22 protein-coding genes are annotated in these 26,444 nt (G+C 58.5%); 12 read left to right on the forward strand and 10 right to left on the reverse strand.

All coding sequences use genetic code 11. The features are described 5' to 3' along the window. Nucleotides 1-3: 3 nt before the first annotated feature. From MARHY_RS16085 to MARHY_RS16100, 4 genes are all read right to left on the reverse strand, one after another. Nucleotides 4-948 (reverse strand): porin, encoded by a 945-nt coding sequence (locus tag MARHY_RS16085; RefSeq protein ID WP_014422759.1) that lies wholly within the window; start codon nucleotides 946-948, stop codon nucleotides 4-6. 33 nt (nucleotides 949-981) lie between these two features. After that, entirely contained in the window at nucleotides 982-1,608 is a 627-nt protein-coding gene (locus MARHY_RS16090) for a YccT family protein (RefSeq protein ID WP_226374353.1), read from the reverse strand. A 177-nt stretch (nucleotides 1,609-1,785) separates the two neighbouring features. Beyond that, nucleotides 1,786-3,654, reverse strand: coding sequence for a choice-of-anchor I family protein (locus MARHY_RS16095; protein ID WP_014422761.1), 1,869 nt, complete (start codon nucleotides 3,652-3,654; stop codon nucleotides 1,786-1,788). Between the two features lie 157 nt (nucleotides 3,655-3,811). Beyond that, nucleotides 3,812-4,285 (reverse strand): Dps family protein, encoded by a 474-nt coding sequence (locus tag MARHY_RS16100; protein ID WP_014422762.1) that lies wholly within the window; start codon nucleotides 4,283-4,285, stop codon nucleotides 3,812-3,814. Nucleotides 4,286-4,512: 227 nt separating this feature from the next. On the opposite strand from MARHY_RS16100, the gene MARHY_RS18415 reads away from it, so the two are divergent. Further along, nucleotides 4,513-4,779, forward strand: a complete 267-nt coding sequence (locus MARHY_RS18415; protein ID WP_014422763.1) for a DUF2061 domain-containing protein — start codon at nucleotides 4,513-4,515, stop codon at nucleotides 4,777-4,779. A 33-nt stretch (nucleotides 4,780-4,812) separates the two neighbouring features. On the opposite strand, the gene MARHY_RS16110 is transcribed toward MARHY_RS18415, so the two are convergent. After that, nucleotides 4,813-6,252: a dihydrolipoyl dehydrogenase gene (locus MARHY_RS16110; protein ID WP_014422764.1), complete on the reverse strand. Its 1,440-nt coding sequence runs from the start codon at nucleotides 6,250-6,252 to the stop codon at nucleotides 4,813-4,815. 175 nt (nucleotides 6,253-6,427) lie between these two features. On the opposite strand from MARHY_RS16110, the gene MARHY_RS16115 reads away from it, so the two are divergent. After that, nucleotides 6,428-7,105, forward strand: coding sequence for a LysE family translocator (locus tag MARHY_RS16115; protein ID WP_023011287.1), 678 nt, complete (start codon nucleotides 6,428-6,430; stop codon nucleotides 7,103-7,105). On the opposite strand, the gene MARHY_RS16120 is transcribed toward MARHY_RS16115, so the two are convergent. Then, on the reverse strand, nucleotides 7,050-8,102 hold the full coding sequence (locus tag MARHY_RS16120; protein WP_011786901.1) for a 3-deoxy-7-phosphoheptulonate synthase: 1,053 nt from the start codon (nucleotides 8,100-8,102) through the stop codon (nucleotides 7,050-7,052). The genes MARHY_RS16115 and MARHY_RS16120 overlap by 56 nt on opposite strands. 365 nt (nucleotides 8,103-8,467) lie before the next feature. On the opposite strand from MARHY_RS16120, the gene MARHY_RS16125 reads away from it, so the two are divergent. Continuing rightward, nucleotides 8,468-9,262 carry a secretin N-terminal domain-containing protein gene (locus tag MARHY_RS16125; protein WP_011786902.1) on the forward strand — a complete coding sequence of 265 codons (795 nt, stop codon included), beginning with the start codon at nucleotides 8,468-8,470 and terminating at the stop codon, nucleotides 9,260-9,262. Here MARHY_RS16125 and MARHY_RS16130 read toward each other — a convergent pair whose 3' ends face one another. Then, nucleotides 9,263-9,769 (reverse strand): DnaJ domain-containing protein, encoded by a 507-nt coding sequence (locus MARHY_RS16130; RefSeq protein ID WP_014422766.1) that lies wholly within the window; start codon nucleotides 9,767-9,769, stop codon nucleotides 9,263-9,265. Nucleotides 9,770-10,054: 285 nt separating this feature from the next. Here MARHY_RS16130 and MARHY_RS16135 point away from each other — a divergent pair, with 285 nt between their 5' ends. Both MARHY_RS16135 and MARHY_RS16140 read left to right on the forward strand, forming a co-directional pair. Next, entirely contained in the window at nucleotides 10,055-11,152 is a 1,098-nt protein-coding gene (locus MARHY_RS16135) for an efflux RND transporter periplasmic adaptor subunit (RefSeq protein ID WP_014422767.1), read from the forward strand. Next, the gene (locus MARHY_RS16140) at nucleotides 11,152-14,241 is read left to right on the forward strand and encodes an efflux RND transporter permease subunit (protein ID WP_014422768.1); all 3,090 of its coding nucleotides are present in this window, start codon (nucleotides 11,152-11,154) and stop codon (nucleotides 14,239-14,241) included. Before MARHY_RS16135 ends, MARHY_RS16140 begins: the two co-directional genes overlap by 1 nt. Before the next feature lie 54 nt (nucleotides 14,242-14,295). Here the strand turns inward: MARHY_RS16140 and MARHY_RS16145 are convergent, their stop codons facing one another. Together MARHY_RS16145 and MARHY_RS16150 are read right to left on the reverse strand one after the other, a co-directional pair. Next, entirely contained in the window at nucleotides 14,296-15,261 is a 966-nt protein-coding gene (locus MARHY_RS16145; RefSeq protein WP_014422769.1) for a helix-turn-helix domain-containing protein, read from the reverse strand. Nucleotides 15,262-15,379: 118 nt separating this feature from the next. After that, the gene (locus tag MARHY_RS16150) at nucleotides 15,380-17,038 is read right to left on the reverse strand and encodes a putative bifunctional diguanylate cyclase/phosphodiesterase (RefSeq protein ID WP_014422770.1); all 1,659 of its coding nucleotides are present in this window, start codon (nucleotides 17,036-17,038) and stop codon (nucleotides 15,380-15,382) included. A gap of 227 nt (nucleotides 17,039-17,265) precedes the next feature. On the opposite strand from MARHY_RS16150, the gene MARHY_RS16155 reads away from it, so the two are divergent. The 5 genes from MARHY_RS16155 (at nucleotide 17,266) to MARHY_RS16175 (ending at nucleotide 22,869) form a co-directional block, all read left to right on the forward strand. Beyond that, nucleotides 17,266-18,897 carry a methyl-accepting chemotaxis protein gene (locus MARHY_RS16155; protein ID WP_014422771.1) on the forward strand — a complete coding sequence of 544 codons (1,632 nt, stop codon included), beginning with the start codon at nucleotides 17,266-17,268 and terminating at the stop codon, nucleotides 18,895-18,897. 70 nt (nucleotides 18,898-18,967) lie between these two features. After that, entirely contained in the window at nucleotides 18,968-19,279 is a 312-nt protein-coding gene (locus tag MARHY_RS16160) for a DUF3301 domain-containing protein (protein ID WP_023009553.1), read from the forward strand. 111 nt (nucleotides 19,280-19,390) lie between these two features. Next, the gene (locus tag MARHY_RS16165) at nucleotides 19,391-20,317 is read left to right on the forward strand and encodes an esterase/lipase family protein (RefSeq protein ID WP_014422773.1); all 927 of its coding nucleotides are present in this window, start codon (nucleotides 19,391-19,393) and stop codon (nucleotides 20,315-20,317) included. Nucleotides 20,318-20,324: 7 nt separating this feature from the next. Next, complete coding sequence (locus MARHY_RS16170) at nucleotides 20,325-21,407, forward strand: lipase secretion chaperone (RefSeq protein WP_014422774.1); 1,083 nt, start codon at nucleotides 20,325-20,327, stop codon at nucleotides 21,405-21,407. Nucleotides 21,408-21,486: 79 nt separating this feature from the next. Further along, nucleotides 21,487-22,869 (forward strand): sensor histidine kinase, encoded by a 1,383-nt coding sequence (locus tag MARHY_RS16175; protein ID WP_041655648.1) that lies wholly within the window; start codon nucleotides 21,487-21,489, stop codon nucleotides 22,867-22,869. Here the strand turns inward: MARHY_RS16175 and MARHY_RS16180 are convergent. After that, entirely contained in the window at nucleotides 22,802-23,461 is a 660-nt protein-coding gene (locus MARHY_RS16180; protein ID WP_014422776.1) for a response regulator transcription factor, read from the reverse strand. The two genes, MARHY_RS16175 and MARHY_RS16180, sit on opposite strands and share 68 nt — an antisense overlap. A 206-nt stretch (nucleotides 23,462-23,667) precedes the next feature. Here MARHY_RS16180 and MARHY_RS16185 point away from each other — a divergent pair, with 206 nt between their 5' ends. Both MARHY_RS16185 and MARHY_RS16190 read left to right on the forward strand, forming a co-directional pair. Beyond that, on the forward strand, nucleotides 23,668-24,987 hold the full coding sequence (locus MARHY_RS16185; protein WP_223268813.1) for a substrate-binding domain-containing protein: 1,320 nt from the start codon (nucleotides 23,668-23,670) through the stop codon (nucleotides 24,985-24,987). A 124-nt stretch (nucleotides 24,988-25,111) separates the two neighbouring features. Continuing rightward, nucleotides 25,112-26,407: a pyridoxal phosphate-dependent aminotransferase gene (locus tag MARHY_RS16190; protein ID WP_014422778.1), complete on the forward strand. Its 1,296-nt coding sequence runs from the start codon at nucleotides 25,112-25,114 to the stop codon at nucleotides 26,405-26,407. Nucleotides 26,408-26,444: the final 37 nt, after the last annotated feature.

The raw sequence follows: 26,444 nt of genomic DNA on the forward strand, positions 1-26,444 counted from the left end.
AGCTTAGAACTTCACGCGCATACCGGCCAGGAAGCCCATGTCGGCGTCGTCGCCAGACGCATCTTCAAGGTCGCTCTGGGCGATTTCGGCGAACACGCTGACGTTCTTGGCAGCCGGGAACTTGTAGGTTACGTTGGCGTACCATTCGGTAATGTCGTCCGCGTCATCTTCTTCCTTGTTGCCCATACCGAGTGCGACGTCGGTGGTGGCAGCAACAGCAAACACAGCCGCCAGGTTGTACTGGGTGGTTTCGAAGTCGTCTTCGTCGGTGGAGCTGTAATCAGCGGCCAGGTTCATGAAGCCGAAATCGTAGGAAGCGCTCACACCCCAGGTGTCCGCAGATTCAGCCGCGCCAGCCGCTCGGGACTGCTGGTAAGCCGCTGCCAGTTCCAGACCTGCCAGTTCAGTAGCAACGAAGAGATCGTAGTATTCACCGTCCTGATCCGCAGCATCCATTTCGTGAGAAGCGGCGATATAGACGTTTTCCAGCTCGATGTCGACACGAATCGTATCGTCACCTGCTGTTTCTACGCCATCAAACCGGTCTTCATCAATGGTCTCGACTTCGTAGGCTTCTTCAATACCGAATTCGTCACCGGCGAAGTCCTGCTTACCGAAAGAGAAGGAGGCAACGCCGTACTTCAGACCGACATAAGCCTCTTCCAGGTTGCTGGCGTCCTGACTGCCTTCCGCCGCTTTTTTGTAACCCACATCCAGACGACCAAACGCAGTCAGGTCATTGCCCAGATCGTAGGCTACGTAGTTTTTCAGCTCCATATCGTCGTACTCAACCTCGGCACGCTCATCAAAGCCAGTGGCCTGACGGAACTGAATCTGGAAGTCACCGTTCAGTTTGTAGGTAAAACCATCTTTCTCGTAAACAGTCGCAGCATTCACAGAACCTGCGGCAACAGTAGACACAGCAACAGCCAGAAGAAGCTTCTTCATTTTTGGAACTCCACGTTCAGTTTGGTTTGGTGTTTATTGGTTGCTGGAATCAACCCAGCTGTCCCACTCTTTTCGAGTTTGTTCGTCAGCTTTCAGATACCAGTAGCGCAGCATCCTGCTGACCATTTCCTGATCCGGATCGACGTGCGAATCCAGCAACAACCCGTCCTGGTTGGTTATCAGCCCCGGAGCAGCTACTGCCGCTTTGGCGCCGGAACGGTTATAGGCCGCCAGCTCACGGGCATAGTCCCGCACCAGCTGAAAGCCCTCTTTCTCGAGCACATCGGCGGTAAACGCCACCTCACGGCCCTGGCGATCAGTCAACTGCCAGTTACCCTGTTGATTGAAAGCGTCCATTTGATTGCGCGACTCGATTTCCGGAGCGCTCAGGGCCAGTGCGGTATCAGCAGCCTCGAAACGGACAACGAAGGCGTCGCTGGTTTCCAGCACTTCTTCACGACCAATTTCGGTGGTGCACTCCACCACCAACTGCTGGGTACCATCAGCAAGAGTCAGTGACTGGCCAGAGCCGGCGGTCTGCTCGCTATCCTGAACAGCCTGCACGTTCACACAGGCCCCCAAAGTGAGCTGAACCTCTGCCAGAGCCGGCAACGGCATCAAGGCGGCAAGTAAACAGGTCGTCCAGGCAAGTCTCGTCACGCTTTATTTCCAATCGGTGGTTGGCAGCAATCTTGAGACGACACTATGGCGGGAATTTATTAACGGACTGTTAATAATATGTTTCGGTTATATGACACGATCCTGTGGACACTTTTTTGGCCCGGACACAAAAAAGCCCCGCCATGAAGACGGGGCTTTTTTATTCCGGAAACTGAATTAATCAGTCAGTTCGAGTTTCACACGGTAGATCGCCGTGGTGCCGCTGACTTCGTTGCCGGTGATGAGTAACGGCTCACCAGTAGGTGAGTCATCGGCGGCCACCACAGTGATGCTCTCCACGCCCAGATCCCCTGCGGTTTCGAGTACTGAAGCCGTGTCGACAGTGGTCCAGTCGTCACGGGTATTCAGGTAATCCACCTGAACCGGACTGGCAGGGTCCGTTACGTCGTAGACCAGAATACCGCCCATGCGCTCAAGGCCCAGAAAAGCAAAGGTTTTATTGCCGAACGTCGCCACAGTCACGGCTTCAGGTTCCGGACCTTTGGCGTCCGACCGGGAATCGAAAGCCATGCCCTCGTCATGGGCGGAGTTGAAGTGGTCGGCGCAGGGAATAGAACGATCCGTACCCAGACGACACTCCTCACTGGCCAGGAACTGCTCGATCGCATCGCCGGAGTCCCATACCAGCTCACCGTCCTCATTCCAGATCGCAAGAGAACGCGTGCCGTAGGAGTACAGCTGGTCGTACATCAGAAGCGTGCCGTCCGGGTCTTCTGCACCCGACGCGTTGAACATGACAGGAGCACCATTTTCATCAACCCGGTAACCCTGCACCCAACTGATGTTGAGTCTTCCCAACTGGTCATCATCGCGACAGGCATTGGCTGCACCGGCTGTGGCACCGCAGTAATCGAAGACGGATGGATTCAACAGCGCACCTTCGGCCAGCGCAGTCAGTTGCGGTGGCATGTCGTCACCAATCCGGCGGGCAAAACCATCCGGATGTACCAGGTGTTTCACCCGCAACTCTTCGACAAAACCCCTGGAACTATCGCCATTCCAGTAGTCGGCGTCATCTTCACCCCAGGCCCTGGCATCCCCCTCATTGGCCGTCACGATAAAGGTTTCACCATTTGCCTGGTAACTGTCGATGGCATCGGGATGATAGATACCCACCACACCCGGCCATCTCTGGATATTGATGACGCCGTCATCGTCCGAGGCATCAATACCCTGCCCCTCAACACCGTAATCCTTGAACCCCAGGGGTAAGATACCGGTGACCGTTGCCGCGCCGACATCCAGCTTCGCCAGGGCGTTGTTTTCCTGCAAGGAGACCCAGGCAGTGCGGCTGTCGGCACTGACGGTGATATATTCCGGTTCCAGATCCTGGGCCACGGTGGCCCCCGGGCCGTATATGCGAACACCCGATGCCTTCAGGGCGCCTTCCTGGCTGTTGAAGGCCAGAAAATCGGCTGTTCGTACCGTGAGATTCTCCGGATTGGAAACATCAACTACACTGATCGACCCTTCCGGATCGATCTGGTAATCATCGCTTGGCTCGCCTTCGTTTGCTGCCAGGACATATTGCCCATCCGGCGTAAAGGTAACCATATCCGGCTGCGCACCTACCTGGATACTGTCACGCAACTGCAGGTCTGCAGCTCCAAATACCGCGACATAACCGGGGGCAGTTTTCGGATTCGATTCAACAGCAACCGCAACGAGCCCGCTTGCCACAGCCACACTGTTAACCACCGCATCAGCGGCAATGTCAGCAACCGTCAGCGTGTCGATTTTCGCTGGATTGACCGGGTCGCTCATATCCAGCACATCCACAGCTCCGGACAAGGCATTAACCACAAACGCCCTGCGACTGGCAGGGTCAAACGCCGTGATTTCCGCAGCAGACTCATCAAACTGCCCGGTGCTGTATCGACCGGCGAATTCGAGCGTCAGGCCAGTGACTTGAGCTTCCGGCGCCAGGTCATCATCGTTGTCCGAGGAATTACAGCCGGATACCAGCACGGCGCTCACAGCGAGAGCGAGCAATGACAGTTGAAATGGGTGCGATGTCTTGGGCACAGCGGGCTCCTTTGCTTATTTAATGATGCAAGAGCAAAGAAGGCTAGGCGACAGACGTGACGAACGCGGGAAAGGAAAGTGACAGTGCAGTGACGTTTCTGTGACAACTCCCCGGCCCGATGCCGGGCCGGGGAAAAGTCGGAGCATCAGCCGGAACTTACTGGCCCAGGTAGCTCCGGTACATCCATACCGTTTTTTCCTGCTGAGAGATGTAGTCACTCATCAGTGCCACGGTACCTTCATCTTCTGCTTCACCGGCCAGGTTCAGCAGGCCACGCTGCTTGGCGATGAGCTTACCGAAACTCTCAACGATGTTACCCACCGCTTCTTTGCCATCAGATACGTCCTTGCGCTCCGGCACTTCGGACTTTTCAATGTAGGTGCTGTAGGCGTGTGCAGGACGATGGCCCAGGGTGAGAACCCGCTCGGCAATTTCATCAATCTTGAGCAGCAGGTCATCGTAGAGTTCTTCAAATTTGGCATGCAGCTCAAAGAAATTGTCACCCTTGATGTTCCAGTGATAGCCACGCACATTCATGTAGAAAATCTGGTAGTTGGAGAGCAGTTCGTTCAGTGCATCTGCCAGCTTCTGGGTTTTGTCTGTGTCGAGACCAATAAAATTCTTGCCCATGTTGAACCTCCTGATTCGTTTTGGGGTTGCATCTGACCGCTACTGTATGACAGCTCAGTATCAGAACGAAAGTTTGGTTATTCAATACCTCTCATAGCATAAACTTATGCCATCAACCTTAAACCCATAGCCGAGCCCTATCGAGAAAAATATCACTTTCTATTTGGAAACAATTCTCGTTTGTCCTTAAATGGGTTTATAGGCATTCATCACGCGGAGTTGATTCCATGAGTACCCTGAAACTGTTTGTTCACAATCACAGCTCGAAGGGCGACCAGTCGTTTCTGAAAACGATCACCTTCGCGATTACCCACTTTACGGTGGCTTTTACCGTCGCGTTCCTGCTGACCGGAGACATTCTGATCGGCAGCCTGATCGCGATGGTCGAACCGGCCATTAACACCGTTGCTTACTTCTTCCATGAAAAGATATGGGCACGGCATCAGCGGAATACAACCGCCAATGCCATGAATTTAGGGCAAAATACGCTTTAATGGCTTGCCCTCTGTCAAAGACGGGGGGTAAAGCTACACACCCGGCCCGCAATCCATGCAACCCTCCCCTGGCGCAGGGCCTATCCGGAGTTTCTTGCTCAGGTCTTTAATTGCGGTTCGCAGCCCCTCCTCAATCACCGGATGGTAGAACGGCATCTCCAGCATTTCGCTCACGGTCATTCGCTTTTGCACGCACCACGCCAGCAAGTGGGCAAGGTGCTCTGCAGCAGGCCCGAACATCTGGGCCCCCATGAACAGGCCGCTGCCGTGCTCGCCGTAGACCCGGAGCAGCCCCCGATTCTTGCCAATAACCTTGCTGCGCCCCTGATCCTCAAACGACACCTCACCAACCGCAAAGCAGCCCTGGCAACGCTCATCCACCTGATGAATGTTCAGCCCCACCGAGGCAATCTGGGGCTCGGTGAACACCACCGCCATGGGAGTTTTTCTGCGGCCGGTTCGGACTTCCGGCCAGGCCCCTGCATTGTCGCCGGCAATCCGGCCTTCGTCTGCCGCCTCGTGCAGCAGGGGGCGGTCGTTGTTCACATCACCGGCAATGAAGATATGGCTGTCACCGCAGCGCAGGGTGAAGGGGTCAAACTCCGGCATGCCCCGTTCATCCAGTTCGATGCCGGCATTCTGGATATCCAGGTGATCAATGTTGGGTCTCCGCCCGGTGGCTGCCAACAGATAATCAAAGGTTTGCTGATGCTCCTTGCCGCCCTCGCTCCAGCTGATGCGAACCCCCTCCTCGATGCGTTCAACACGCCGGGTATCGGCTTTCGGGCTGATGGCAAACTCTTCACGGAAGGTGTCCAGCGCATACTCCCTCACCTTCTCATCCTGAATACCGCCAATGCCGCCGCTGACGCCAAACATGCGGACCTTTACGCCCAGCCGGCTCAATGCCTGACCTAATTCGACCCCAATCACTCCCGGGCCGAACACCGCCACCGAAGACGGCAGATCCCGCCAGTCGAACACGTCATCGTTGACCACCAGTCGGTCTTTCGCTTCTTTCAGAATGCCCGGGATGTTGGGGCGGGAGCCGGTGGCAATAACAATCCGGCCCGCGGTGACCTCGGTATGATCACCCACGACAAGACGATGACTGTCAACAAATCGGGCATGCCCCATCAACCGGTGTTCCTGCGGCAGCGATTCCATGGACCGCACCACCGGTGCCACAAAGCGATCGCGCTCTTCACGCACTCGCGCCATCACAGCCGGACCATCAATGCGCACATCGCCCGGAAGCACACCGAACGCTTCCGCCTGCCTCACCTGATGGGCCCTTTCCGCGGCGGCAATCAGCAACTTGCTGGGCATGCACCCTACCCGGGCACAGGTGGTACCGTATTGATCACCCTCAATCAACACAATCCGGTCGGTGGCCCTGCGGGCGCGCTGATAGGCGACCATTCCCGCCGTACCCGCACCGATAACCGCTACATCCACTTCTCGCTTGTCCATCCTGCCTCCTGGAGACTGACTGAAATTTCAGGTGGTTTGGGCTATTAAACTTAAGGAGCCTTTCGGTAAAGTATAGAAAGCTTATTATCCGCTGACAGGGGAATCACAGAAAAAATCCCTGTGGTTACTGGCTGCAGGCGCAACAACCCAAGCACAATTGCAAACACGCGGGAGAATGAATGTGCAGAATTACTGGCTGGAGTTTCTGACCGTTGCCCTGGTGCACCTTTTGGCGGTGGCCAGCCCCGGGCCGGATTTTGCAGTCATGCTGCGCCAGGCACTGACCCAGGCCCGGCGCAATGCCCTGCTGACCGCCATGGGCATTGGCATCGGCATTCTGCTGCATGTGGGCTATTCGCTGCTGGGTATCGGGCTGATCATCCAGCAATCGGTAATGCTGTTTACCGTGCTGAAAGTGATTGGGGCCGTGTATCTGCTCTATATCGCCTGGCACTGCCTGCGGGCCAAACCCGGAGCCATTCACGTGCAAGCGAACGGCGGGCAGGCCCAGACTGGCTGGGCGGCGTTCCGGCTCGGGTTTTTAACCAACGCCCTCAATCCCAAGGCCACCCTGTTTTTCGTGTCCCTGTTCTCCGTCATCATCAATCCAGGCACGCCGGTTCTGCTGCAGGCCGGATACGGCATCTATATGGCCCTGGCCACCGGCCTGTGGTTTGCCATGGTAGCGGTGTTCTTTACCCACCCCCGTGTCCGCCGGGGGTTCAACCGGTTCGGACACTGGCTCGACCGGACCATGGGGGGCATTCTGGTATTGCTGGCCGGGCAACTGCTGCTGTCTACAGTGAGCGGATCAGAGTCTCCGTCTGTTCCCAGCCCAGGCATGGATCGGTAATCGAGCACCCGTAGACCAGCTCTTTGCCGTCGTCCTGGCGGCCGAATTCCAGGAAGCTTTCCAGCATCAGGCCCTTGATGTGCCGATTGCCGTTACGCTTCTGCGCCATCACTTCCCGGGCGATGTCCACCTGCCGCTCAGCCTGCTTGCAGGCGTTATCATGGCTGCAGTCCACCATCACCGCCGTTGATACGCCGGCTTTTTCCAGCTCTGCCACGGCCTTGGCAATGCTCAGTTCATCGTAGTTGGTCACACCCCGGCCACCGCGCAGAACCAGATGAGTATCCGGATTGCCGGCGGTGGAAATCATCACCGGTGCGCCGCTATGGGAGATCCCCATGTGGTGGTGCGGGTGCGAGGCCGACTTCATGGCGTGGCTGGCCACGGTAATGCCACCATCGGTGCCGTTCTTGAACCCGGTAGGCATGGGCAGGCCGCTGACCATTTCCCGGTGAATCTGGGATTCGGTGGTACGGGCGCCGATCGCGGTCCAGCTTACCAGGTCCCCCAGGTAATCCATCATGAACGGGCTCAGGGCTTCGGTGGCGAGCGGCAGGCCGAGCTCGGACAACGCCAGCAACAACTTGCGGGAACGCTCCAGGCCCTGTTTCAGATCGCCCTGACCGGTGCGTTCCGGATCGTACAGAAGGCCTTTCCAGCCCACCGTGGTACGGGGTTTCTCCAGGTAGGCGCGCATGACAATCAGGAAACGGTCACTGACTTCGTCTGACAGTGCTTTCAGGCGGGTGGCGTAATCCAGGGCAGCCTGCTCGTCGTGAATGGAGCAGGGGCCCATCACGATCAGGGTGCGGTCGTCCTGACCGTGCAGCACGGCGCGGATCTGATCACGGTAACCGGCAATGGCCCGCACCTGTTGCTCATCGGCAGGAAACTGCTGGCGCAACTCGGCGGCGGTGGGCAGTCTCGCTTCCTGGCGGTGCTGGCAGGCGCTTGAGGCTTGCGCATCCAGTGTTTCAGATTTCAGCGGCATGTTCATGTCTGTGTTCCCGTTTCCCTGTGTCAGAATCAAAAAAGCCCCGGCTGGGCTACCAGTCGGGGCTTTTCGGAGTCCGGTGGCAGCCTGGGTTGCTTGCCGGGCTGCCTTCCTCGTTGTATTCGGTCGATGAAGATCTTATGGGCGGCCCGGGCTCTGGCTAAAATAAAAGCCATAACCAAACCACCAAAAATACACAGCAGAGCCTGCGGCCTTCAGTTTTTCACCGAAAGCTTTCAGAACATTCAATTGACAGGCTGCGTGTAAGGTCTTCATGCTTTTCACTATATACCTACGGTTTTAACGATGGCAACCCGCAAAACGGATTATTTAATGCGGGCATGGCCGTCATGGCTCTGGAGGCCTGCATGCGAAACACCGAGCACCGCTCCGTTCTCTGGCTGATACCTGCCCTGTTTCTTGCGATGTTAACGGCTTCCACCGTCGTTTGGGCACAATCAGAAGCCAGGGTCTATGAGCTGAACAACCGAACGGCCGACGACATTGCGCTACAGATTCGCGAACTTTACCAACAGTCGCCGGTTACGGTGACGGCACGCGGACAACAACTGGTGGTCCGTGGCGAACCCGCACTGCTGGACGAAATCGGAACACTGGTGCAATCGATGGATGTGCCGCCGGTACAGATGAGGATCAGCGTACGCTACCGTCAGGACATCGGCGGCAAACAATCCGGAGGCGGCGTCAGCCTCTCGAACGGCTCGGCCGGCGCCAGCGTCGAACGCCGCACCATCAGCACCAATTCAACCCGTGAACGTCAGTTGATCGTGCAGGATGGCCAGTCAGCCCACATTACCTCCGGCAATGTGCGAACCTTGCCATTTGCCGTTAAGGGTGGGCGCAACCCCGCCGCCATACTGCAGCAGGTCGAAACCCGAAGCGGCTTTGTCGTGAGCCCCCAGGCCATCTCGAACCAGGCGGTAGAGCTGAGTATCGTGTCCTTTGAGGAAGACCCCGCCGCACTGCCCGGCTACGAAACCGAAGCCCTGATGACCATCCGGCGGGTCGAGCCGGGGCAATGGGTCAGCCTCGGGGGAACTCGCACCTCCATGAATCAGGAGCAGCAAGGCATCACCTACCGTGTGAACGGCAAGCGTGCAGAAAACCTGTCCATCGACGTCAAAGTGGAAATTCTGCCCTGATCAGGCCTGATTACGCTTGCCCAGCAAGACATCTCGGGCCTCATTGAGCTTGGCGGCCAGGTAATCGTTGCCGCCGCGGTCCGGGTGCACCTTCAACATCAGTTTGCGGTGGGCAGCGGTCACCTCCTCACGGGAGCAACCGGGGTTAACTCCCAGAATATCGCAGGCTTCCTGCGTGCTCATTGGTCCCCGGGTGGCAGCCCGATCACCCCCGGCATTCGCATGGCGCGTCGAGTCATTACCGGATGAATCGCCCATGGCCTTGCGAAACATCGGCGCATAACGCAGTAGTGCCGGCAACTTTCTCAACAGGGGAATAAGAGCGGCAATACCGGCCGTGATCACATGCACCCGGCCCGTCAGCACCATGAACAGCAACAGCGCACCGCCAGCCACCAGAATGACTTTCCAGATTGCCGCCTTCTGCCCTTCCGGCGACAGCGCGCCCCATTTTTTCAGGATCACAAATACAGCGGCAGCCAGGGCCAGGCCGAGAATCAGTTGCATTGCATGTATCTCTGTCAGGTTTTAGTCCACCAGTTGGACACTCAACATGGTGCTGTTACTCTAATCCGGCATCCAAACACCAGCGTAATCATTCTGCAGTATTTATACTGCTTCATGAATGCAAACGGGTGACAAATAGCAATAGCTTTTGTAGCATCCTATTCGTTAAATTGAACTGACGTTCTATAACTTTGTCCCCGAGCCCTGATTTGCAAGGATAGCTGTCAGCCTTCCCTTCCGGGCGACTTTATCAGATTCAGGAAATTCACTCCCAGGAACAGACTTATGCGCACTGCTTCCCGTTTCGTCATCGTTCTCCTTTTTCTCGGCGTCGTGCTGGGTGGAATCTTTGGTTACAAGTTCTACCAGTTCGGCCAGATGAAAGATATGATGTCCCAGCCACAACCGCCGGCCATCATTTCTGTGACCAAAGCAACTACCGAAAACTGGCAGCCGGCGATCAAGGCTGTCGGCAGCATCACTGCTATCAACGGCATCGAAGTGGCCAACGAAGTGCCCGGTGTGATTGAGAGCATTGGCTTTGAGTCCGGCGATACCGTCAACAAGGGCGATGTTCTGGTGCGCCTGGATGCCGCCATCGACGAAGCAGCGCTGCGCACACGGCGGGCAGAAGCCCAACTGGCAGAACAGGAATTCAAGCGGGTTTCGGATCTGCTGCCGAAGCGGGCCGTGTCTCAGTCCCAGTATGATGAGGCCAAAGCCAATTTCGATGCCGCCCGAGCCCGTGTCAACGAGGCCGAAGCTCAGCTCAACAAGAAGGTGATTCGCGCGCCCTTCGACGGCAAGCTGGGTATCCGCATGGTGGATCAGGGTCAGTACGTTGCCACCGGCACACCGATCGTCGAGATCAACATGCTGAACCCTATCTATGTGGACTACACCCTGTCCGAGAAATTTCTGCCGGACGTGGATCAGGGCTACCCGGTATCCGTGACGGTCGCTGCTGTGCCGGACCAGTCCTTCGAGGGTGAGGTGAGCGCTATCAACACCTCGGTAAACCCGGAAACCCGTACCGTGCGTATACGCGCCACCCTGGATAATGAAGAAAACCTGCTGCGCCCCGGCATGTTTGCCACCATTCAGACCGGTCAGCCCCGGGACAATGAAGTGGTTACCCTGCCGCGCACCGCCATTTCCTACAACACCTACGGCAATTTCGTGTATGTGGTTGAAGAAAACGACAACGGTGAACTGATTGTCAGCCGCCGCACCGTCACCACGGGCGAAGTCCGTGATGGCCGCTCAGCCGTGCTTTCCGGTCTGGAAGAAGGCGAAACGGTCGTCGCCAAGGGCCTGCTGAGGCTGCGCGCGGGCCAGCGTGTTGAAATCCAGGACGAGTCCGGCCAGGAGGCGTCTGAGTAATGAAATTCACCGACATTTTTGTCCACCGGCCGGTTCTCGCCACGGTGGTCAGCCTGCTGATCCTGTTGATCGGCGCGCGGGCCGCCATGGAGATGGAAATCCGGCAGTATCCGGAGCTGGAAAGCACCACGGTGACCGTCTCCACGGCTTACCCCGGCGCCAGTTCGGACCTGATCAAGGGCTTTATCACGACCCCGCTACAGCAGGCCATTGCGGAAGCCAGCGGCATTGATTACCTGACGTCCACCAGTTCCCAGAGCGTATCGACCATTCAGGCCAAGATGATCCTGAACTACGACGCCAACGATGCCCTGGCAGAGATCCAGGCCAAGGTGGCCAGTCAGCGCAACGTGTTACCGGCGGAAGCCGAGGACCCGGTGATTACCTCTACAACCGGCGACAGCACGGCACTGATGTACATTGCCTTTTACAGCACCGAGCTGGATGTCCCCCAGATTACCGATTATCTGACCCGGGTGGTGCAGCCCAAGCTGCAGGCGCTGGCCGGCGTGGGCAAGGCTGAACTGCTGGGCCGTACGTTTGCCCTGCGTATCTGGCTGGATCCGGAGCGTCTCGCCGCCGTGGATATGACCCCGGTCGAGGTGGCTGCCAAATTGCGGGCCAACAACTATCAGGCCGCGGTGGGTAAGACCCGCGGCAAGTACACCGAGGTCAGCCTGACCAGCGACACCGACATCGCCGACCCGGACGCCTTCCGGAACCTGGTGGTTAAACAGTCAAACGGCACTCTGATCCGCCTGCAGGACATTGCCCGGGTGGAACTGGGCTCACAGACCTACGACAGCCTGGCGCTGTACAAAGGCCAACCGGCCACCTATGTGGCCATTGAGCTGGCACCAGGAGCCAACCCGCTGACGGTGGCTGAACTGGTCAAGGCAGAACTGCCGGATATCGAGAGCCAGTTACCCAGCGGCCTGAATGTGCGCCTGGCCTACGACGCTTCCGACTTTATCGACGATTCCATCAACGAGGTTATCCAGACCTTGCTGGAAGCCATGATCATCGTACTGGTGGTGGTTTTCCTGTGCCTGGGTTCGGTTCGAGCCTCAGTGGTGCCATCTGTAGCGGTTCCGCTGTCCCTGATCGGTGGCGCCTTTGTCATGCTGATGTTCGGCTTCTCCCTGAACCTGCTGACGCTCCTGTCCATGGTGCTGGCCATCGGGCTGGTGGTGGATGACGCCATCATCATGGTGGAAAACGTGCACCGGCATATTGAACAGGGCGAATCCCGGTTCGATGCTGCCATCAACGGTGCCCGGGAAATGGCGACCCCAATCATCGCCATGACCACCACCCTGGTTGCGGTTTATGCGCCCATCGGCTTTATGGGAGGTCTCGTAGGCTCACTGTTTACCGAGTTTGCCTTCACCCTGGCCGGCACCGTGGTCATTTCCGGTATTGTTGCACTGACCCTGTCACCCATGCTGTCTGCCAAGGTACTCAAACCCCACGGCGACCCGGGCCGCTTTGAAAAGGTTGTCGAAAAGAGCTTCAACGGTCTGGCAAACGGTTACAAGGCAGCGCTGGCGTCATTGATGCAAACCAAGTCCGTCGTGGTGTTCTTCGCCTTTGTGGTACTTGGATCCATCTACTTCATGTTGATGATGAGTCAGAACGAACTGGCCCCCACCGAAGACCAGGGCATCCTGTTCTATCAAGGCCTGGGGCCCGAGACCTCCACCCTGGACTACCTGTACGACCACGGTCAGGAAGTTCAGAACCGGATGTCTGAGGTGCCGGGTTACAGCGAAGACTTCATGATTCTGGGCATCACCAGCCCCAACGCCGTCTTCGGTGGCTTCAAGCTGGCGCCCTGGAGCGAGCGGGAGATTACCCAGTTCGAGGTTCAGCCCAAGCTGGATGCTGAACTGAAAAAGGTCACCGGGCTGCAGACCGCGGTATTCCCCCGGCCGTCCCTGCCCGGCTCCGGCGGCGGCCTGCCGTTCCAGTTTGTCATCACCACCGGCGGCAGCTATGAACAGCTGGACCAGGTGGCGGATGAAATGCTGGGCAAGGCCATGCAGAGCGGTAACTTCATGTTCCTGAAGAAGTCCATCAACTTCGACAAGCCGGTTACCCGCATTAATGTTGATCGTGATCGCGTGGCCGATCTGGGCCTGTCAATGCAGGATGTTGGGCAGTCCCTGGCCAGCATGCTCAGTGGCGGCTACATCAACCGCTTCAACATGGAAGGCCGGTCGTACCAGGTGATTCCGCAGGTGGATGATCAGTTCCGCCCGAGCAAGGAAGCCCTGCAGGACTACTACATCCGTGCCGGCAATGGCGAACTGGTGCCGCTGTCCAGCGTCGTGAGCTTTACCGAGGAAGTGGAGCCGTCGAACCGCACTCAGTTCAACCAGCAAAACTCGCTGACCCTGGAGGGCGTGGTGATGCCGGGCGTGGCGGCAGGCACCGCCATGGAGTTTATGGAGCAAACCGCCAGCGACGTCTTCCCTCAGGGTTTCAGCTACGACTACACCGGGGAAACCCGCCAGTTGGCCACCCAGGGCAGCGCTCTGATGGTGACCTTCTTCCTGTCATTGCTGGTGATCTATCTGGTCCTGGCCGCGCAGTTTGAAAGCTGGCGCGACCCGATCATCATTCTGGTATCGGTTCCCATGTCGGTAGCCGGGGCCATGGCGTTCATCGTACTGGGCTTTGCCACCATGAACATCTACACACAGGTGGGGCTGATTACGCTGATCGGGGTGGTCTCCAAGAACGGCATCCTGATTGTGGAATTCGCCAATCAGTTGCAGAAAGAGCGGGGCTTGAACAAGGTCGATGCAGTCATCGAGGCGGCGGCTATCCGCTTGCGCCCGATTATCATGACCTCTCTGGCATTGATCTTCGCCATGGTGCCTCTGCTGATTGCCATCGGCCCGGGTGCGGAAAGCCGGTTTGCTATCGGCCTGACCATCAGTGCTGGTCTGGGCATTGGTACCCTGTTCACGGTGTTTGTGCTGCCGGCGTTCTACATTCTGCTGGCCCGTGACCACCATGGCTCGGCAGCCGATGAATACGGCAACGACGAAGAGTCATCACAGGTGCCGGCGGGCAACCACTAACCCCGCACAGCAACACAAAAAAGCCCGGCATGGTGTCATGTCGGGCTTTTTTTGTCAGGAAGCAACGATCCTGTCCGGCGCTTCCAACGCTGCCTCTCCCGTCTGCAGACGGCGGCGCCACTGGACGGTCTCGCTGGGCAACTCACCGAAATGTTCCCGGTACAGCGCAGCAAACCGCCCCAGATGTGAAAATCCCTCATCGGCGGCGTACCAGGAAATATGGGGCACATCACACTGGCAATCCACCAGCCTGCGCCGTACCCGGATCAACCGACAGCGCTGGTAGAAACGGTAGGGGGTCATTCCGGTTTCCCGCTTCATCAGATAATACAGATTGCGCTCGCTGACCCCGGAATGGTTTGCCAGCTCCTGCAAATCAAACTCCCAGGCGGGCTCCATGCGGATTTTGTCGATAACCCGGAGAAGCCGGCGATCGAGCTCCGGGGGCGTTTCGTTAGGTTCACAACCACCCTCTCGGGCGATGCTGTCCAGTTCGTCAAACAGGCTATCGGCCGCAGCGCAGGCATCGTTGTGATCCTGGAAGAAGTTGGAGCGCAACAGAAAGTGATTCACCCGTTCCGCCATCCAGGCTAACACCCCCTGCCCCGGGGTGACGTTGCTGCGCCACTGTTCCGGGTTTAACAGAATCAGCCGGGACTGCCCGCAGGCGCGCACGGAAATTGCCTGGCTGGAGGTGATGGCGGCCATCGGGAAAGCCGGCTGTCTGCAATCGCCATTCACCAATACATCGCACTGCCCCGATACCGGCACCACCAGCAATGTCCCAGGCAGTCCGCACAGATGCACCTCGGCATCCTGGGCCAGATCCAGCGCACACACGACCCCACGGTCAACACTCAGGGAAGACAGCGAGCCAGCAACCGTTTGCGGCCGCTCAAGAGTGAGACCAACGTCATCACAGGCCAGCAACTCACGGATAGCCGCCTGCCATTCGCCGGCTGCAGCGCGGTTGAGTCGAAGGTAGGCATCCAGATCCGGTTTGGCAGTGAGATTGCGCATACAGCGTGAACAGGCAGTGAGTGAGCTTGCTGTTTTAAGCCAGCGTGCCGCAAACCCCTAGCCAAATCTTGCAAAACGGCAAGAAACGGGACGGAGTTTGCCTGTTAATTGATTCTTATCAATCCAGTGGCAGCTCATCCAGGGGGGACGGCCGGGCCATCAGGTAGCCCTGGCCACGGTGACAGTTCAATTCCTGGAGCTTGCGTTTCTGAATCTCGGTCTCGATGCCCTCCGCTACCACCTCCAGACTCAGCGCCTCGGCGATGGCCAGAATGGCGGAGACAATCCGCGAATCCCTGCCATCCTGCCCCAGCCGCTGAACAAACTGCTGATCGATCTTGAGCACATTCACAGGTAGCGCATGCAGATACGCCAGCGAGGAATACCCGGTACCGAAGTCGTCAATGGCAACCACCACTCCCTTGTCACCGAATTCCCGGAGTTTGTCCAGGCAACGGCGTGACAGGTTCATCAGGTGGGTTTCAGTAATCTCGATTTCCGGCTGCCAGCCAACCTGTCGAACCCGTTCGAAGAAAGGCTCCAACAATCCATCCAGCCGGCCATCAGCGATCTGGCGGGCGGAAATGTTAATGGCCAGGCGTCGGCCTCGGCCATGATCGACAGCGCAGGCCTCCAGATCCCGACGGATGCACCGGATCAGTTGCTCGGTCAGTTCGTGGATGTGCCCGCGCTGCTCGGCCACCGGGACAAAGTCCCCCGGAGACACCGCCCCCAGCTCAGGATGTTGCCAGCGCAAAAGAGCCTCCATGCCGGCCATGGCGCCGGTGGCAAGATCGTACTGGGGCTGGTACACCACCGAGAATTCCTCCGGCGCCACTTTCAGGGAAGCCACGAGGGCTTCGGACAGCCGTTGTTGCTGCTGGCCATGCTGGATTTCGCTCGCACTGTAGATCCGATAGCAGGCCCGCCCGGCCAGTTTGGCGGTATACATGGCCCGGTCGGCATTCTGCAGCAATTCACCCGCGGTCTCGCCGTGATTCGGATAGATAGCGGCGCCCACCGAGGCGGAGAGAAAATATTCCCGGTGCTCCACCATCACGGGTGCCCGGAACACATTGGTCATGCGCTCACACACCGCATTCAGTTGATCTTCGGTATCCAGTTCGATGATGGCGGCAAACTCATCCCCCGATAGCCGGGCAATCACATCGCCGTTACGAACCACGGCCTGGATACAGGCCGCAGCCTGTTGCAGCACCCGGTCGCCACAATCGTGGCCATGCAAGTCGTTCACAGACTTGAAAAAGTCCAGATCGATATAAAGCACCGCAAACAGGTCGGCGGTATCTTTACGCTGGTTCACCCGGGCCTTCAGGAATTCCTGAAACAGCGAGCGGTTGGGTAGTTCGGTGAGGGGGTCGTAGTAGGCCAGAGTTGCCAGCCGTTCATCGCTGGCAGCCAGCTCACCCACATCCATGAACACCCCGGCATACAGGCGCTTGCCCTGATAGTCCACGGGGTAGATAGTCAGCCACTGGGGATAGTTCTCGCCGCTCTTGCGCCGGTTCCAGATCAGGCCTTCCCATCGACCGCTCTCATTCAGGCTTTCCCACATGGCCTGATAGAACTCAGGCGAGTGCAGCCCGGAACTGAGCACCGACGGTGCCCGACCCAGGACTTCTTCTGGGCGGTATCCGGTCACGGCCTGGAACATCCGGTTCACATAGGTAATCACGGCGTCCGGAGTTGAAAGCATGATGGCTCGCGGATGATTATCCACCAGGGCTTTGAAGTCCTGTTCTGTCAACGCCTGCATACGCCAAATACCTTCCGTGTCCGACCTGCTACAGGCAGGCTCTTTTGTCCCAGCATAGGCAGAAAACGTCGCAAACCTATCCATATTTTGCAAAACCGCCTTATCTTTGACGAAAGGCTGAGAAAATGTGAACACAATTTCAACATTTGCAATATTCGGATACCCCGCCAACGAATACAGGTCGATAGTAGGTGCAAAACGAAACAAACGCCCCGCAGGAGCGCCCCATGCGCAGGAACGAACCGGTTACCGGTCACGAGCGCGAATACCCCGCGCACTATCACCTGATTACCACCACAGATCTGAAGGGCAAGATTACCGCTGCCAATGAAGAATTCGCGGAAGTCGCCGGCTACAGTATTGATGAACTGGTGGGACAGCCCCACAACCTGATCCGGCACCCGGATATGCCCCCCGAAGCCTTTGCCAATCTCTGGGAGACTATCCGCAAGGGCGACTCCTGGCGCGGTATGGTGAAGAACCGCTGCAAGAACGGCGACCATTACTGGGTGGACGCCTATGTCACGCCAATCATGAAAAACGGCGAACTGGTGGAGTTCCAGTCGGTACGCTGCCAGCCCCGCCGCAGCCAGGTCCGGCGTGCGGAAAAGGCCTACGCCGCCTGGAACCGTGGCTCCCTGCCCCGGCGTTTCCTGGCGGTGTCACCCCCACTGATTTCCAAACTCGCCTGCCTGTACGGCCTGCTCGCAGGCAGTCTTCTGGTGTTTGGCCTGACCTCCCTGTCGATACCGGAAATGGCCGTGCTGCAAGCCCTGGTCCTGTCTGTTTTCGGTGTTCTGTTCTGGCTTACCCTACCCATGATGCGAACCGCACGGGAAGCCTGTTGTGACGCCCACCCCGTGATGCCCTGGATCTATACCGGACGGCGCGACGAGGGCGGCTGGATCGAATACGATCGGCAAAAGCGCGATGCCACCTTGCGCGCGGTCTCGGCACGCATGCACGCCAACATCGGCAAACTGCATGGCCGCAAGCAGCGCACCATGGAGTGGGTTTCCAGTTCGGTGGCGAGTATCCGCAGCCAGCAAGGCGATATTGAGCAAATCACCCGGGCCTTCGAAGAACTGGCCCAGAGCGTCCGTCGTGTCAACGAGATGACCGTTCGAACCCAGCAGGCCAGTGCCGACGCCCGCCAATCTGCCAGTCAGTGCCAGCACCAGATGGATAGCGTCAATCATTCACTATCACGGTTACGGCAGCAGCTAACCAGCGCTAACGACGAGATGGATCGACTGACCGAACGCAGCAATGCCATCAGCATGGTGCTGGAGGTGATCAGCGACATTGCCGAGCAGACCAACCTTCTGGCCCTGAATGCTGCGATTGAAGCCGCACGGGCCGGCGAGTCGGGCCGTGGCTTTGCGGTGGTGGCGGACGAGATTCGGGGCCTGGCCCAGCGCACTCACGATTCCACACGCCGTATCGACACTATGATTGAGGAATTGCAATCGGAAACCCGGATGGTGGTCGACGTCATCGGCCAGGGCAGCGCTGCCTGTGAGCAGACTGCCACCATGGCCGACGAAGCCCGTCAGGCCCTCACCACGACCCTGAAAGACATGAACATTATTGATGACTGCGCCCGTGAAGTGGCTGGGGCAACCGAACAGCAATCCGCACTGGCAGCTCAGGTGGAACGTCAGGCCGAACATCTGCTGCACCTGGGCAATCAATCGGTTCAGAGTAGCGAAAGCGCCCGCCAGGAGTCCGAGCAACTGGGATCCAATGTTGACCAGGCGCAGTTGCTGACCAGTCATTTCCTGCAAATGCTGTGCGATAAACTGCTGAACAAGGGCGCTCAGGCATCGACCCGGCAATTTCCTGAACCGGCACAATAGGGTAGTCTGGCGATTCGTGGGGGGTGGAGGCTTCGCCCCCTTTGCAATCACCCACAGGATTCCCCGTGCCTTGACCCTAGCAACCCTCTTCTGGCTGTTTGTCGCCGGTTTCGCCATCTGGTACTGGTGGCGGGCCAAAGCCATCAAGGATTTTGTCTTGCAGGCTGCTCACCGGTACTGCAAATCCATGGACGTAATGCTGCTGGACGACGCCGTTTATCTGCGCGGACTCTGGTTCAAGCGCGATCAGAACGGAAAACTGCGAGTGTGGCGGCGTTTCCTGTTCGACTTCACCACCACCGGCGAAGAGCGTTACACCGGCCGTATCATCATGCTTGGCCAGAGCATCATTCACACCGAACTTGAACCGCACCGATTCTGACCGACTGTCACCGGAGCCGCCTCACCCAAATGGGCGATTACCGGCACCTGTGTTCGTCCGTGATACTCCCTGTTGCATGTCGACAACCAACAAAAACAACAGGAGTCATCTATGCGTTTTGCCATGCCCATCCGGCTTGTGGCCGGAATTCTCATGCTGGTGTTCTCGGTACTGAGCCACGCCAGCTACACCCAGACCCGTCATCCGATTGTGCTGGTACACGGTGTAACCGGCTTCAACACTCTTGGCGGTCTGATCAACTACTTCCACACCATTCCCTGGAACCTTGAACGCAGTGGCGCAAAGGTCTATACCGCCAGCGTGTCCTTCGTGAACAGCAGCGAACAGCGTGGCCAGCAACTGGCCAATTACGTCAACAGCCTGGGCCACAGCAAGGTCAATCTGATGGCGCACAGTCAGGGTGCCCCCACCTCCCGGGTGGCAGCGGCTCTGATTCCCCACAAGATTGCCTCGGTCACGTCGATTGACGGCGTAAACAAGGGCTCCAAAGTTGCTGACGTTATCCGGGGCATCATCCCTCCCGGCAGCTATGTTGAAGGGGGCGCCGACGCCATTGCCAACGCCCTGGGCGGACTGATCAATGCCCTGTCCGGAGCCAGCAACCCCCAGGATGGTATTGCCGCCCTGGAAACCCTGACCACTCCGGGCACCACCAGCCTGAACGACGCCCTGGGTTGGAAAGGGGTTAATCGTAATGCCTGCGCGGGTACCAGCGAAGATGTCTGGATCAGTGGCCAGAAGATCAAGTTTTTCTCCTGGACCGGACGCGCCGTATGGACCAACGTGTTCGACATTACCGATCCGTTCCTGGGCGTGACCTCCCTGGCCTTTGGCAGCGAGCCCAATGATGGTCTGGTCGGCGTCTGCGCCACCATGATGGGCAATGTCATCGGCACCCACTACGACATGAACCACGTTGATGCCATCAACCATCTGCTGGGCGCCCGTTCTCTCTGGACCAACCCGGTCTCACTCTACCGCAGCCAGGCCAACCGTCTGAAAAACCGCGGTCTGTGAGGTGGTTATGAAGCACCAGTCCACCCGGAAACTGCGGTGGCTGCTTCCCGTTGCCCTGCTGGCCATTATGGCCAGCAGCGGCCTCTGGTACTGGCAGGCACCGGGTTCAGAACCCAGGCCAGACCCGGCAAAAACCTTTGCCAGTGCGCCTGCTGTCACGCCACCGGCGGTCACCCAGGCATCGGCCCCGGTTCCTTCCAATAAGAAACCGCCACACCAGACACCCGCCAGCCTTCCCGACCAGAACTTTGCCCGTTCCCTGGCCGGCACGGATATCGACGGCGCCCTCAAGGCAGACCGCAACGGCGAGTTGATTCTGGACCTTGGCGTTCGCGACTTCTTCGATTACTTCCTGAGCGCCGTGGGTGAAGTCTCACCAGAGGCCGCCATCGGACAGATCCAGTCCCTGGCCCGCAACTATCTGCCGGAACCGGCCGCCAGCGATGCCATGGTTCTGCTCGACCAGTACCTGGCTTACAAGCAGGCTGCGTTACAGCTGATGCAGACGGAACTGGATCCGAGCCGACAACACGACCCTGGCTACCAGCTAACCGCCCTCGGCGATGCCCTGAGCAGTCTGAAACAACTGCGCCGTTCGACCTTCAGCCCGGACGCACATCAGGCGTTTTTCGGCGAGGAAGAGGCCTACAGCGAGTACACCCTGGCGGCCATGAGTATCCAGCAGCGGGAAGATCTTTCCGATCAAGGCAAACAGGCGCTGATTGAATGGCACCGCAAACAGCTGCCGGAGTCGCTTCGGGCAACCGAGCAACGACTGCAGAGCGAAACCCGCGAGCATCAGGCCCGACTGTCTGCCCTGGAGAATACCGAATCACCGGAAGCCGCCGGCCGGAAGCTGGTGGAGCTGGGCATGGACCCGGAAAGTGCCGAAGGGGTCGTCAGTTACCTTAAACAACGTGAAAGTTTTGATCAGCAGTTTTCCGAGTTCGAACAGGCTGTTGACGCCGAGGATCTGGAAGGCCTGGCCGGAGCAGATCGTCAGAAACACAAGGATGCCCTGCTGGAGCAATACTTCCCCGATGAACAGAGCCGAACCTGGGCCCGACTCAGAATGCTGAACCAAAGCTGACCACTCTGTGCTCTGGCTCCCGAAATCCGGAGCCAGAGCGTTCTAGAATCGGAGCTTGTGTTCCGTGGATATCCCGACCATGACGGCCGAACAAATCCAACAGCAACAGGCCAGAGGATTCCTGACCCTGCGTTTTGTGCCGGCACTGGAAGCCGACTACCGCAAAGCGCGTTCTGCGTTAATCCGCCAACGGGCGAGACTGGCATCTATCGCTGGTCTGCTGCTCTTTCTGGTGTACGCCCTGGTAGACCTGATGACCCTGCCAGCCGAGCTGGCCCGTCTCACGGCTGGAATAAGACTGGCCATTACCTGCCCGATCATCGCCCTGGTTCACTGGCTGGCCCACCGGAAAACCCCCGACGACCACCACTTCGAGCGGCTGTACGTGTTTGCCTATATCGCCGGAGGCCTGAGCGTCATTGCCATTATCCTGGCCGCCCGCTGGCACAGCTACCCTCTGCCTTATGAGGGCATGATACTCATGCTGATGTTCGGATACTTTGCCATGGGACTGCCTTTTTTTTCCGCCTCGGTGGCCTCCTTTGTTCTGGTGTGGGCCTACCTGCTGGCAGAGCTCTGGGCCGGCAACCCTGCCACCGCCACCCTCACCAATCTGTTCTTTCTGATGACCGCAAATGTCATTGGTATGGTCGGCGCCTGGATCAGCGAGTACCGTCACCGTGCCCACTTTCTCGACCGCCAGCTCCTGGATCTGTTGCACCAGTCCGCCAGGGACGAGAGCCGTCGGAAAACCGAGCTGATCACTGCGGCCAGCCATGATCTGCGCCAACCCCTGAATGTCATCGACCTGACGCTGGAAACGCTGCAACCTGAACGCGAACACTCCGAGGTGATGAATCAGCTTCGTGATACCGTGGGTCAGCTCCGTAATCTGCTGGGAACGGTGTTCGACAGCGCCCGACTGAACGAGGGCATGATTCAGCCGGAGCTCCAGCCTGTGCAACTGAACCATACGTTGCAGGAGCTTGAAGATCTGCTGTCAGACACCTTGTCCCGTCGCGACATCCGCCTGGACATTGCCCCGGCCGAGCCCGGGCTGGCCTTGACCGCGGATCCCAGCTTGCTGTTGCGAGTATTGCAGAACCTCGTCATCAATGCCGCCGACCACAGTGGTGGCCAGCGCATTCAGGTCAACACGGTCACCACCGGGAACTGGGCCCGCATCCGGGTGTGCGATGACGGGCGTGGGCTGCCGGAAAGCCTGCACACACAGGTCTTCGACCCCTACATCCGTGCCGGTGCCAGCCACCAGGCGGGGCTCGGGCTGGGCCTGACCATCGTGCGCGAATTCTCCCGGCTCATGGGCGGGCAATGTGGAACCGAATCATCTTCGGGCCGGGGCGCGGTATTCTGGGTGGCACTGCCGATTGCTATTACAACCAGCCCAGGGCCCGGGCCCGGTTCACGCATTCAGTCCGATTGTGCACCCCCAGTTGGGTAAAGATCGCTTTCAGATGGGTTTTGACCGTGTGTTCGGTCAGGCCCAAGCTCTGGCAGATGCGTTTGTTGGGAAACCCCTGGGCGAGAAGCGTCAGCACTTCGAACTGACGCGGCGTTAACGGGGCTTCCGAAACCAGGGGCGCCATGCCCCCGGGGAAATAGCCCTGTCCCCGCCGTACCGATTGCATCATACGAACCAGCGCCGCGCGCCCGGCTGATTTGGCCAGAAACCCGGCCGCCCCGGCCGTTCGCACGGCCCTGACGGTGCTTTCGTCCTCACTGCTGGAGATAATCACCACCGGCGGGGTGTTCCGCAAGCCAGCCAGACGCGGCAACAGCGAAAGTCCGGCTTCTCCGTTAAGTGCCAGGTCAAGCAATACCAGATCGACCCCGGTGCCATGCACCAGTTGCTCGGCCGCGGCCTCCAGCGTGCCCACCGTGACCACCGAGAGAGCCAGTTCCTCCTGCCGGATCAGGCCCGCCAGCGCCTGCGCAAACAGGGCGTGGTCATCGACCAGCAAAACCTTCTCAAAGGCTGTGGTTCGATGATGTTCTGCCGAAGATGAGCCATGCCGGAGCGATGTCACATGCATGATGGTGCCCCGCTGTGTTTGTTTTTGTTACTGCGGACACCCCACTATAATCCAGCAAGCCCGGCGCCTCAGCGGCCTGCTTAACACTTTCTTACAAAAGTATTGAACCTTTCGCGCCATCTGATCTCGCCTGAAACATAAATGTCATATTTCTGAAGCATCCTTCCGGCATCACAACCATATGATCTGAAAAGGTTTTCAACACGATGCCTGATTTCACAAGGAAGACCGCCGGCCACTGGCTGGCAATGCTTGCAAGCGCCAGTCTCTGCGCCAGCGCCTACGCCCATGAGCTGGAAATTCACGGCTCCAACACCGTCGGCGCCACACTGGCACCCATGCTGGTAAGCGGCTATCTGGCACAGCAGGGTAATGGGTCGGTCAGTCGCCGGGCCACGGGCACCGAGAACGAGCAGATTCTGCTGACCGAGACCGAACAGGGTCCCATCAGTGTTCTGGTGGCCGCCCACGGCTCCAGCACCGGCTTCCGCACCCTGGCCAGCGGTCAGGCGCAGATCTGGGCATCCTCCCGGCCGGTCAAAGCCGCTGAGGCGGAACAGGTTCGCCAGAAGGCCGACCTGACAGCCCTGGAGAGTGAACATGTCATCGCTATTGATGGCCTTGCCGTACTGGTGCACCCCGACAACCCTGTCAATGCCATGAGTATCGATACGCTCGGGCGCATTTTCGCTGGCCAGATTCGTAACTGGTCGGAACTTGGCGGGCCGGACCGGCCAATACGGCTCTACGCCCGGGATGATCGTTCTGGCACCTGGGATACCTTTAAATCCCTGGTTCTGGGTAAAGGCTACCGCCTGGACGAATCCGCCAAACGCTACGAATCCAACGACCAGCTGTCCGATGACGTGTCCCGCGATCCCGGTGGTATCGGCTTCTCCGGCCTGGCCTCGGTGCGCAACAGCAAACTGCTGGCGATTTCCGAGGGCAATGCCCCGGCCCTGAAACCGAATCAGCTCACGGTTGCCAGCGAAGACTATCCGTTGTCCCGCCGACTGTTCATGTACACCATGGGGGAGAAAACGCCGGTCTTTGCCAAAGGCTTGATCAACTACGCCCTGGATGAGGACGGCCAGAACCTGGTGGCCGAATCCGGGTTCATTTCCCAGAATCCGATCGCGGTAAAACCGGAATTCGACACCTCCGTACCAGAGAGCTTCCGGCGACTGACCAGCAATTACCAGCGCCTGACCGTCAATTTCCGCTTTGCCGAAGGCCGCACCAAGCTCGACAACAAGGCCCAGCGGGATCTGCTACGGGTGAAGCATTACCTGCGACAGCATAATCGCGACGCCAGTGATCTGCTGTTGATCGGTTTTGCAGATGCACAGAGTCACGAACTTCGGGCCCAGATGATTTCCGAGCTGAGAGCGTTGTCGGTGCGCAAGGCACTGGGCCAGGCAGGTGTGGCGAACGTTGCCTACACAGGTTATGGCCACTACATGCCCGTTGGCGGCAAGGGAAACCTGCGCAATGGCCGGGTAGAAGTCTGGATCAAGAACCCCTGACCAGCCGGGGATTCGACCAAAGTCTGCCTGCAGACTTCGGCAATCCCCTATCCGCACCCCCATCACAGATATGTTTGGGTTTCCTATACTGCCGTTGTCACCCTCCAACCAACAGACCGGGACAATGGACATCAAAAACGACCACCGTTACGCGATTAACCTGAACGTACGGGGCATCCAGCCCTCCGCAACCCTGCGCATCAACGAGCTCAGTAACCAGCTCCGTTCCGAAGGCAAGGACATCATCAAACTGGGGCTGGGGCAGTCGCCGTTCCCGGTACCGGATCGCGTGGTCGACGCCCTCAAGGAGCACGCCCACGAAAAAGATTATCTGCCGGTCAAAGGTCTGAAGGGCCTGCGTGAAGCCATCGCCGGCTACATCAACCGCAGCGAGCGCATGCGCTGTACCTGGGAAGACGTGCTGATCGGCCCGGGCTCCAAAGAGCTGCTGTTCATGCTGCAGCTGGCCTACTACGGCGACCTGCTGATACCGCGCCCGAGCTGGGTGTCTTATGCGCCCCAGGCCCGCATCATCGGCCGTTCGGTACACTGGCTGCCGACCCACGCCGAGAACAATTGGCAGCTGACCGCCGAGGAACTGGACATCATCTGCCGGGACGACCCGTCACGCCCGCGTATCCTGATTCTCAACTATCCGTCCAACCCGACCGGATGCACCTACACCGACGATCAGCTGCTGGCCATCGCCAACGTGGCCCGCAAGTACAAGCTGATCCTGCTCTCAGACGAGATCTACGGAGAAGTTCACTTTGAGGGCAAGCACAAGTCCATTGCCCGCTACTACCCGGAAGGCACCATCATCAGCACCGGCCTGTCCAAGTGGGCCGGCGCCGGCGGCTGGCGCCTGGGTACCTTTATCTTCCCGCCCGAGCTGAGGCCACTGCAGGACGCCATGGCGATCATCGCCAGCGAAACCTACACGGCGACCAGCGCCCCCATCCAGCACGCTGCCATTGCTGCTTTCAATGGTGGTGAGGATATTGAGGAATATCTGGTTCAGTCGCGCCGGGTGCTGAAAGTGGTGGGTGAATACATGCATCGCCGTCTGACCGACATGGGCGCTGTGGTTCAGAAGCCCGAAGGTGCGTTCTACCTGTTCCCGGACTTCTCCGGTTTCCGCGACCAATTGGCCCGCACGGACATCAAGACTTCCCAGGCCTTCTGCACCGCCCTGCTGGAGAATACCGGCGTCGCCATCCTACCCTCCAGTGATTTCGGCTTCGTACCGGATCACCTGGGCGCCCGCCTGGCGTTTGTCGATTTCGACGGTGCCGCGGCCCTGAACCTGGCCGGTGGCGATTACGCCGACCAGGAGCTGGATGACAGCTATATCCAGCAGGCCTGCCCAAGACTGGTGCTGGCCATGGATAAAATGGAGAAGTGGCTGAACAGCCTGTAAGCCTGCCGTGCTAGACTGGCACCCTCACAGTTTCAGA

The sequence above is a fragment of the Marinobacter nauticus ATCC 49840 genome (assembly GCF_000284615.1).
GTDB classification, from domain to species: domain Bacteria; phylum Pseudomonadota; class Gammaproteobacteria; order Pseudomonadales; family Oleiphilaceae; genus Marinobacter; species Marinobacter nauticus.

What these genes read in the sequence shown, in the direction of transcription:
- MARHY_RS16085 (WP_014422759.1), bottom strand. Translation starts at nt 948, where the DNA reads ATGAAGAAGCTTCTTCTGGCTGTTGCTGTGTCTACTGTTGCCGCAGGT.
- MARHY_RS16100 (WP_014422762.1), bottom strand. Translation starts at nt 4,285, where the DNA reads ATGGGCAAGAATTTTATTGGTCTCGACACAGACAAAACCCAGAAGCTG.
- MARHY_RS18415 (WP_014422763.1), top strand. Translation starts at nt 4,513, where the DNA reads ATGAGTACCCTGAAACTGTTTGTTCACAATCACAGCTCGAAGGGCGAC.
- MARHY_RS16110 (WP_014422764.1), bottom strand. Translation starts at nt 6,252, where the DNA reads ATGGACAAGCGAGAAGTGGATGTAGCGGTTATCGGTGCGGGTACGGCG.
- MARHY_RS16115 (WP_023011287.1), top strand. Translation starts at nt 6,428, where the DNA reads ATGAATGTGCAGAATTACTGGCTGGAGTTTCTGACCGTTGCCCTGGTG.
- MARHY_RS16120 (WP_011786901.1), bottom strand. Translation starts at nt 8,102, where the DNA reads ATGAACATGCCGCTGAAATCTGAAACACTGGATGCGCAAGCCTCAAGC.
- MARHY_RS16125 (WP_011786902.1), top strand. Translation starts at nt 8,468, where the DNA reads ATGCGAAACACCGAGCACCGCTCCGTTCTCTGGCTGATACCTGCCCTG.
- MARHY_RS16130 (WP_014422766.1), bottom strand. Translation starts at nt 9,769, where the DNA reads ATGCAACTGATTCTCGGCCTGGCCCTGGCTGCCGCTGTATTTGTGATC.
- MARHY_RS16135 (WP_014422767.1), top strand. Translation starts at nt 10,055, where the DNA reads ATGCGCACTGCTTCCCGTTTCGTCATCGTTCTCCTTTTTCTCGGCGTC.
- MARHY_RS16140 (WP_014422768.1), top strand. Translation starts at nt 11,152, where the DNA reads ATGAAATTCACCGACATTTTTGTCCACCGGCCGGTTCTCGCCACGGTG.
- MARHY_RS16145 (WP_014422769.1), bottom strand. Translation starts at nt 15,261, where the DNA reads ATGCGCAATCTCACTGCCAAACCGGATCTGGATGCCTACCTTCGACTC.
- MARHY_RS16150 (WP_014422770.1), bottom strand. Translation starts at nt 17,038, where the DNA reads ATGCAGGCGTTGACAGAACAGGACTTCAAAGCCCTGGTGGATAATCAT.
- MARHY_RS16155 (WP_014422771.1), top strand. Translation starts at nt 17,266, where the DNA reads ATGCGCAGGAACGAACCGGTTACCGGTCACGAGCGCGAATACCCCGCG.
- MARHY_RS16165 (WP_014422773.1), top strand. Translation starts at nt 19,391, where the DNA reads ATGCGTTTTGCCATGCCCATCCGGCTTGTGGCCGGAATTCTCATGCTG.
- MARHY_RS16170 (WP_014422774.1), top strand. Translation starts at nt 20,325, where the DNA reads ATGAAGCACCAGTCCACCCGGAAACTGCGGTGGCTGCTTCCCGTTGCC.
- MARHY_RS16175 (WP_041655648.1), top strand. Translation starts at nt 21,487, where the DNA reads ATGACGGCCGAACAAATCCAACAGCAACAGGCCAGAGGATTCCTGACC.
- MARHY_RS16180 (WP_014422776.1), bottom strand. Translation starts at nt 23,461, where the DNA reads ATGCATGTGACATCGCTCCGGCATGGCTCATCTTCGGCAGAACATCAT.
- MARHY_RS16185 (WP_223268813.1), top strand. Translation starts at nt 23,668, where the DNA reads ATGCCTGATTTCACAAGGAAGACCGCCGGCCACTGGCTGGCAATGCTT.
- MARHY_RS16190 (WP_014422778.1), top strand. Translation starts at nt 25,112, where the DNA reads ATGGACATCAAAAACGACCACCGTTACGCGATTAACCTGAACGTACGG.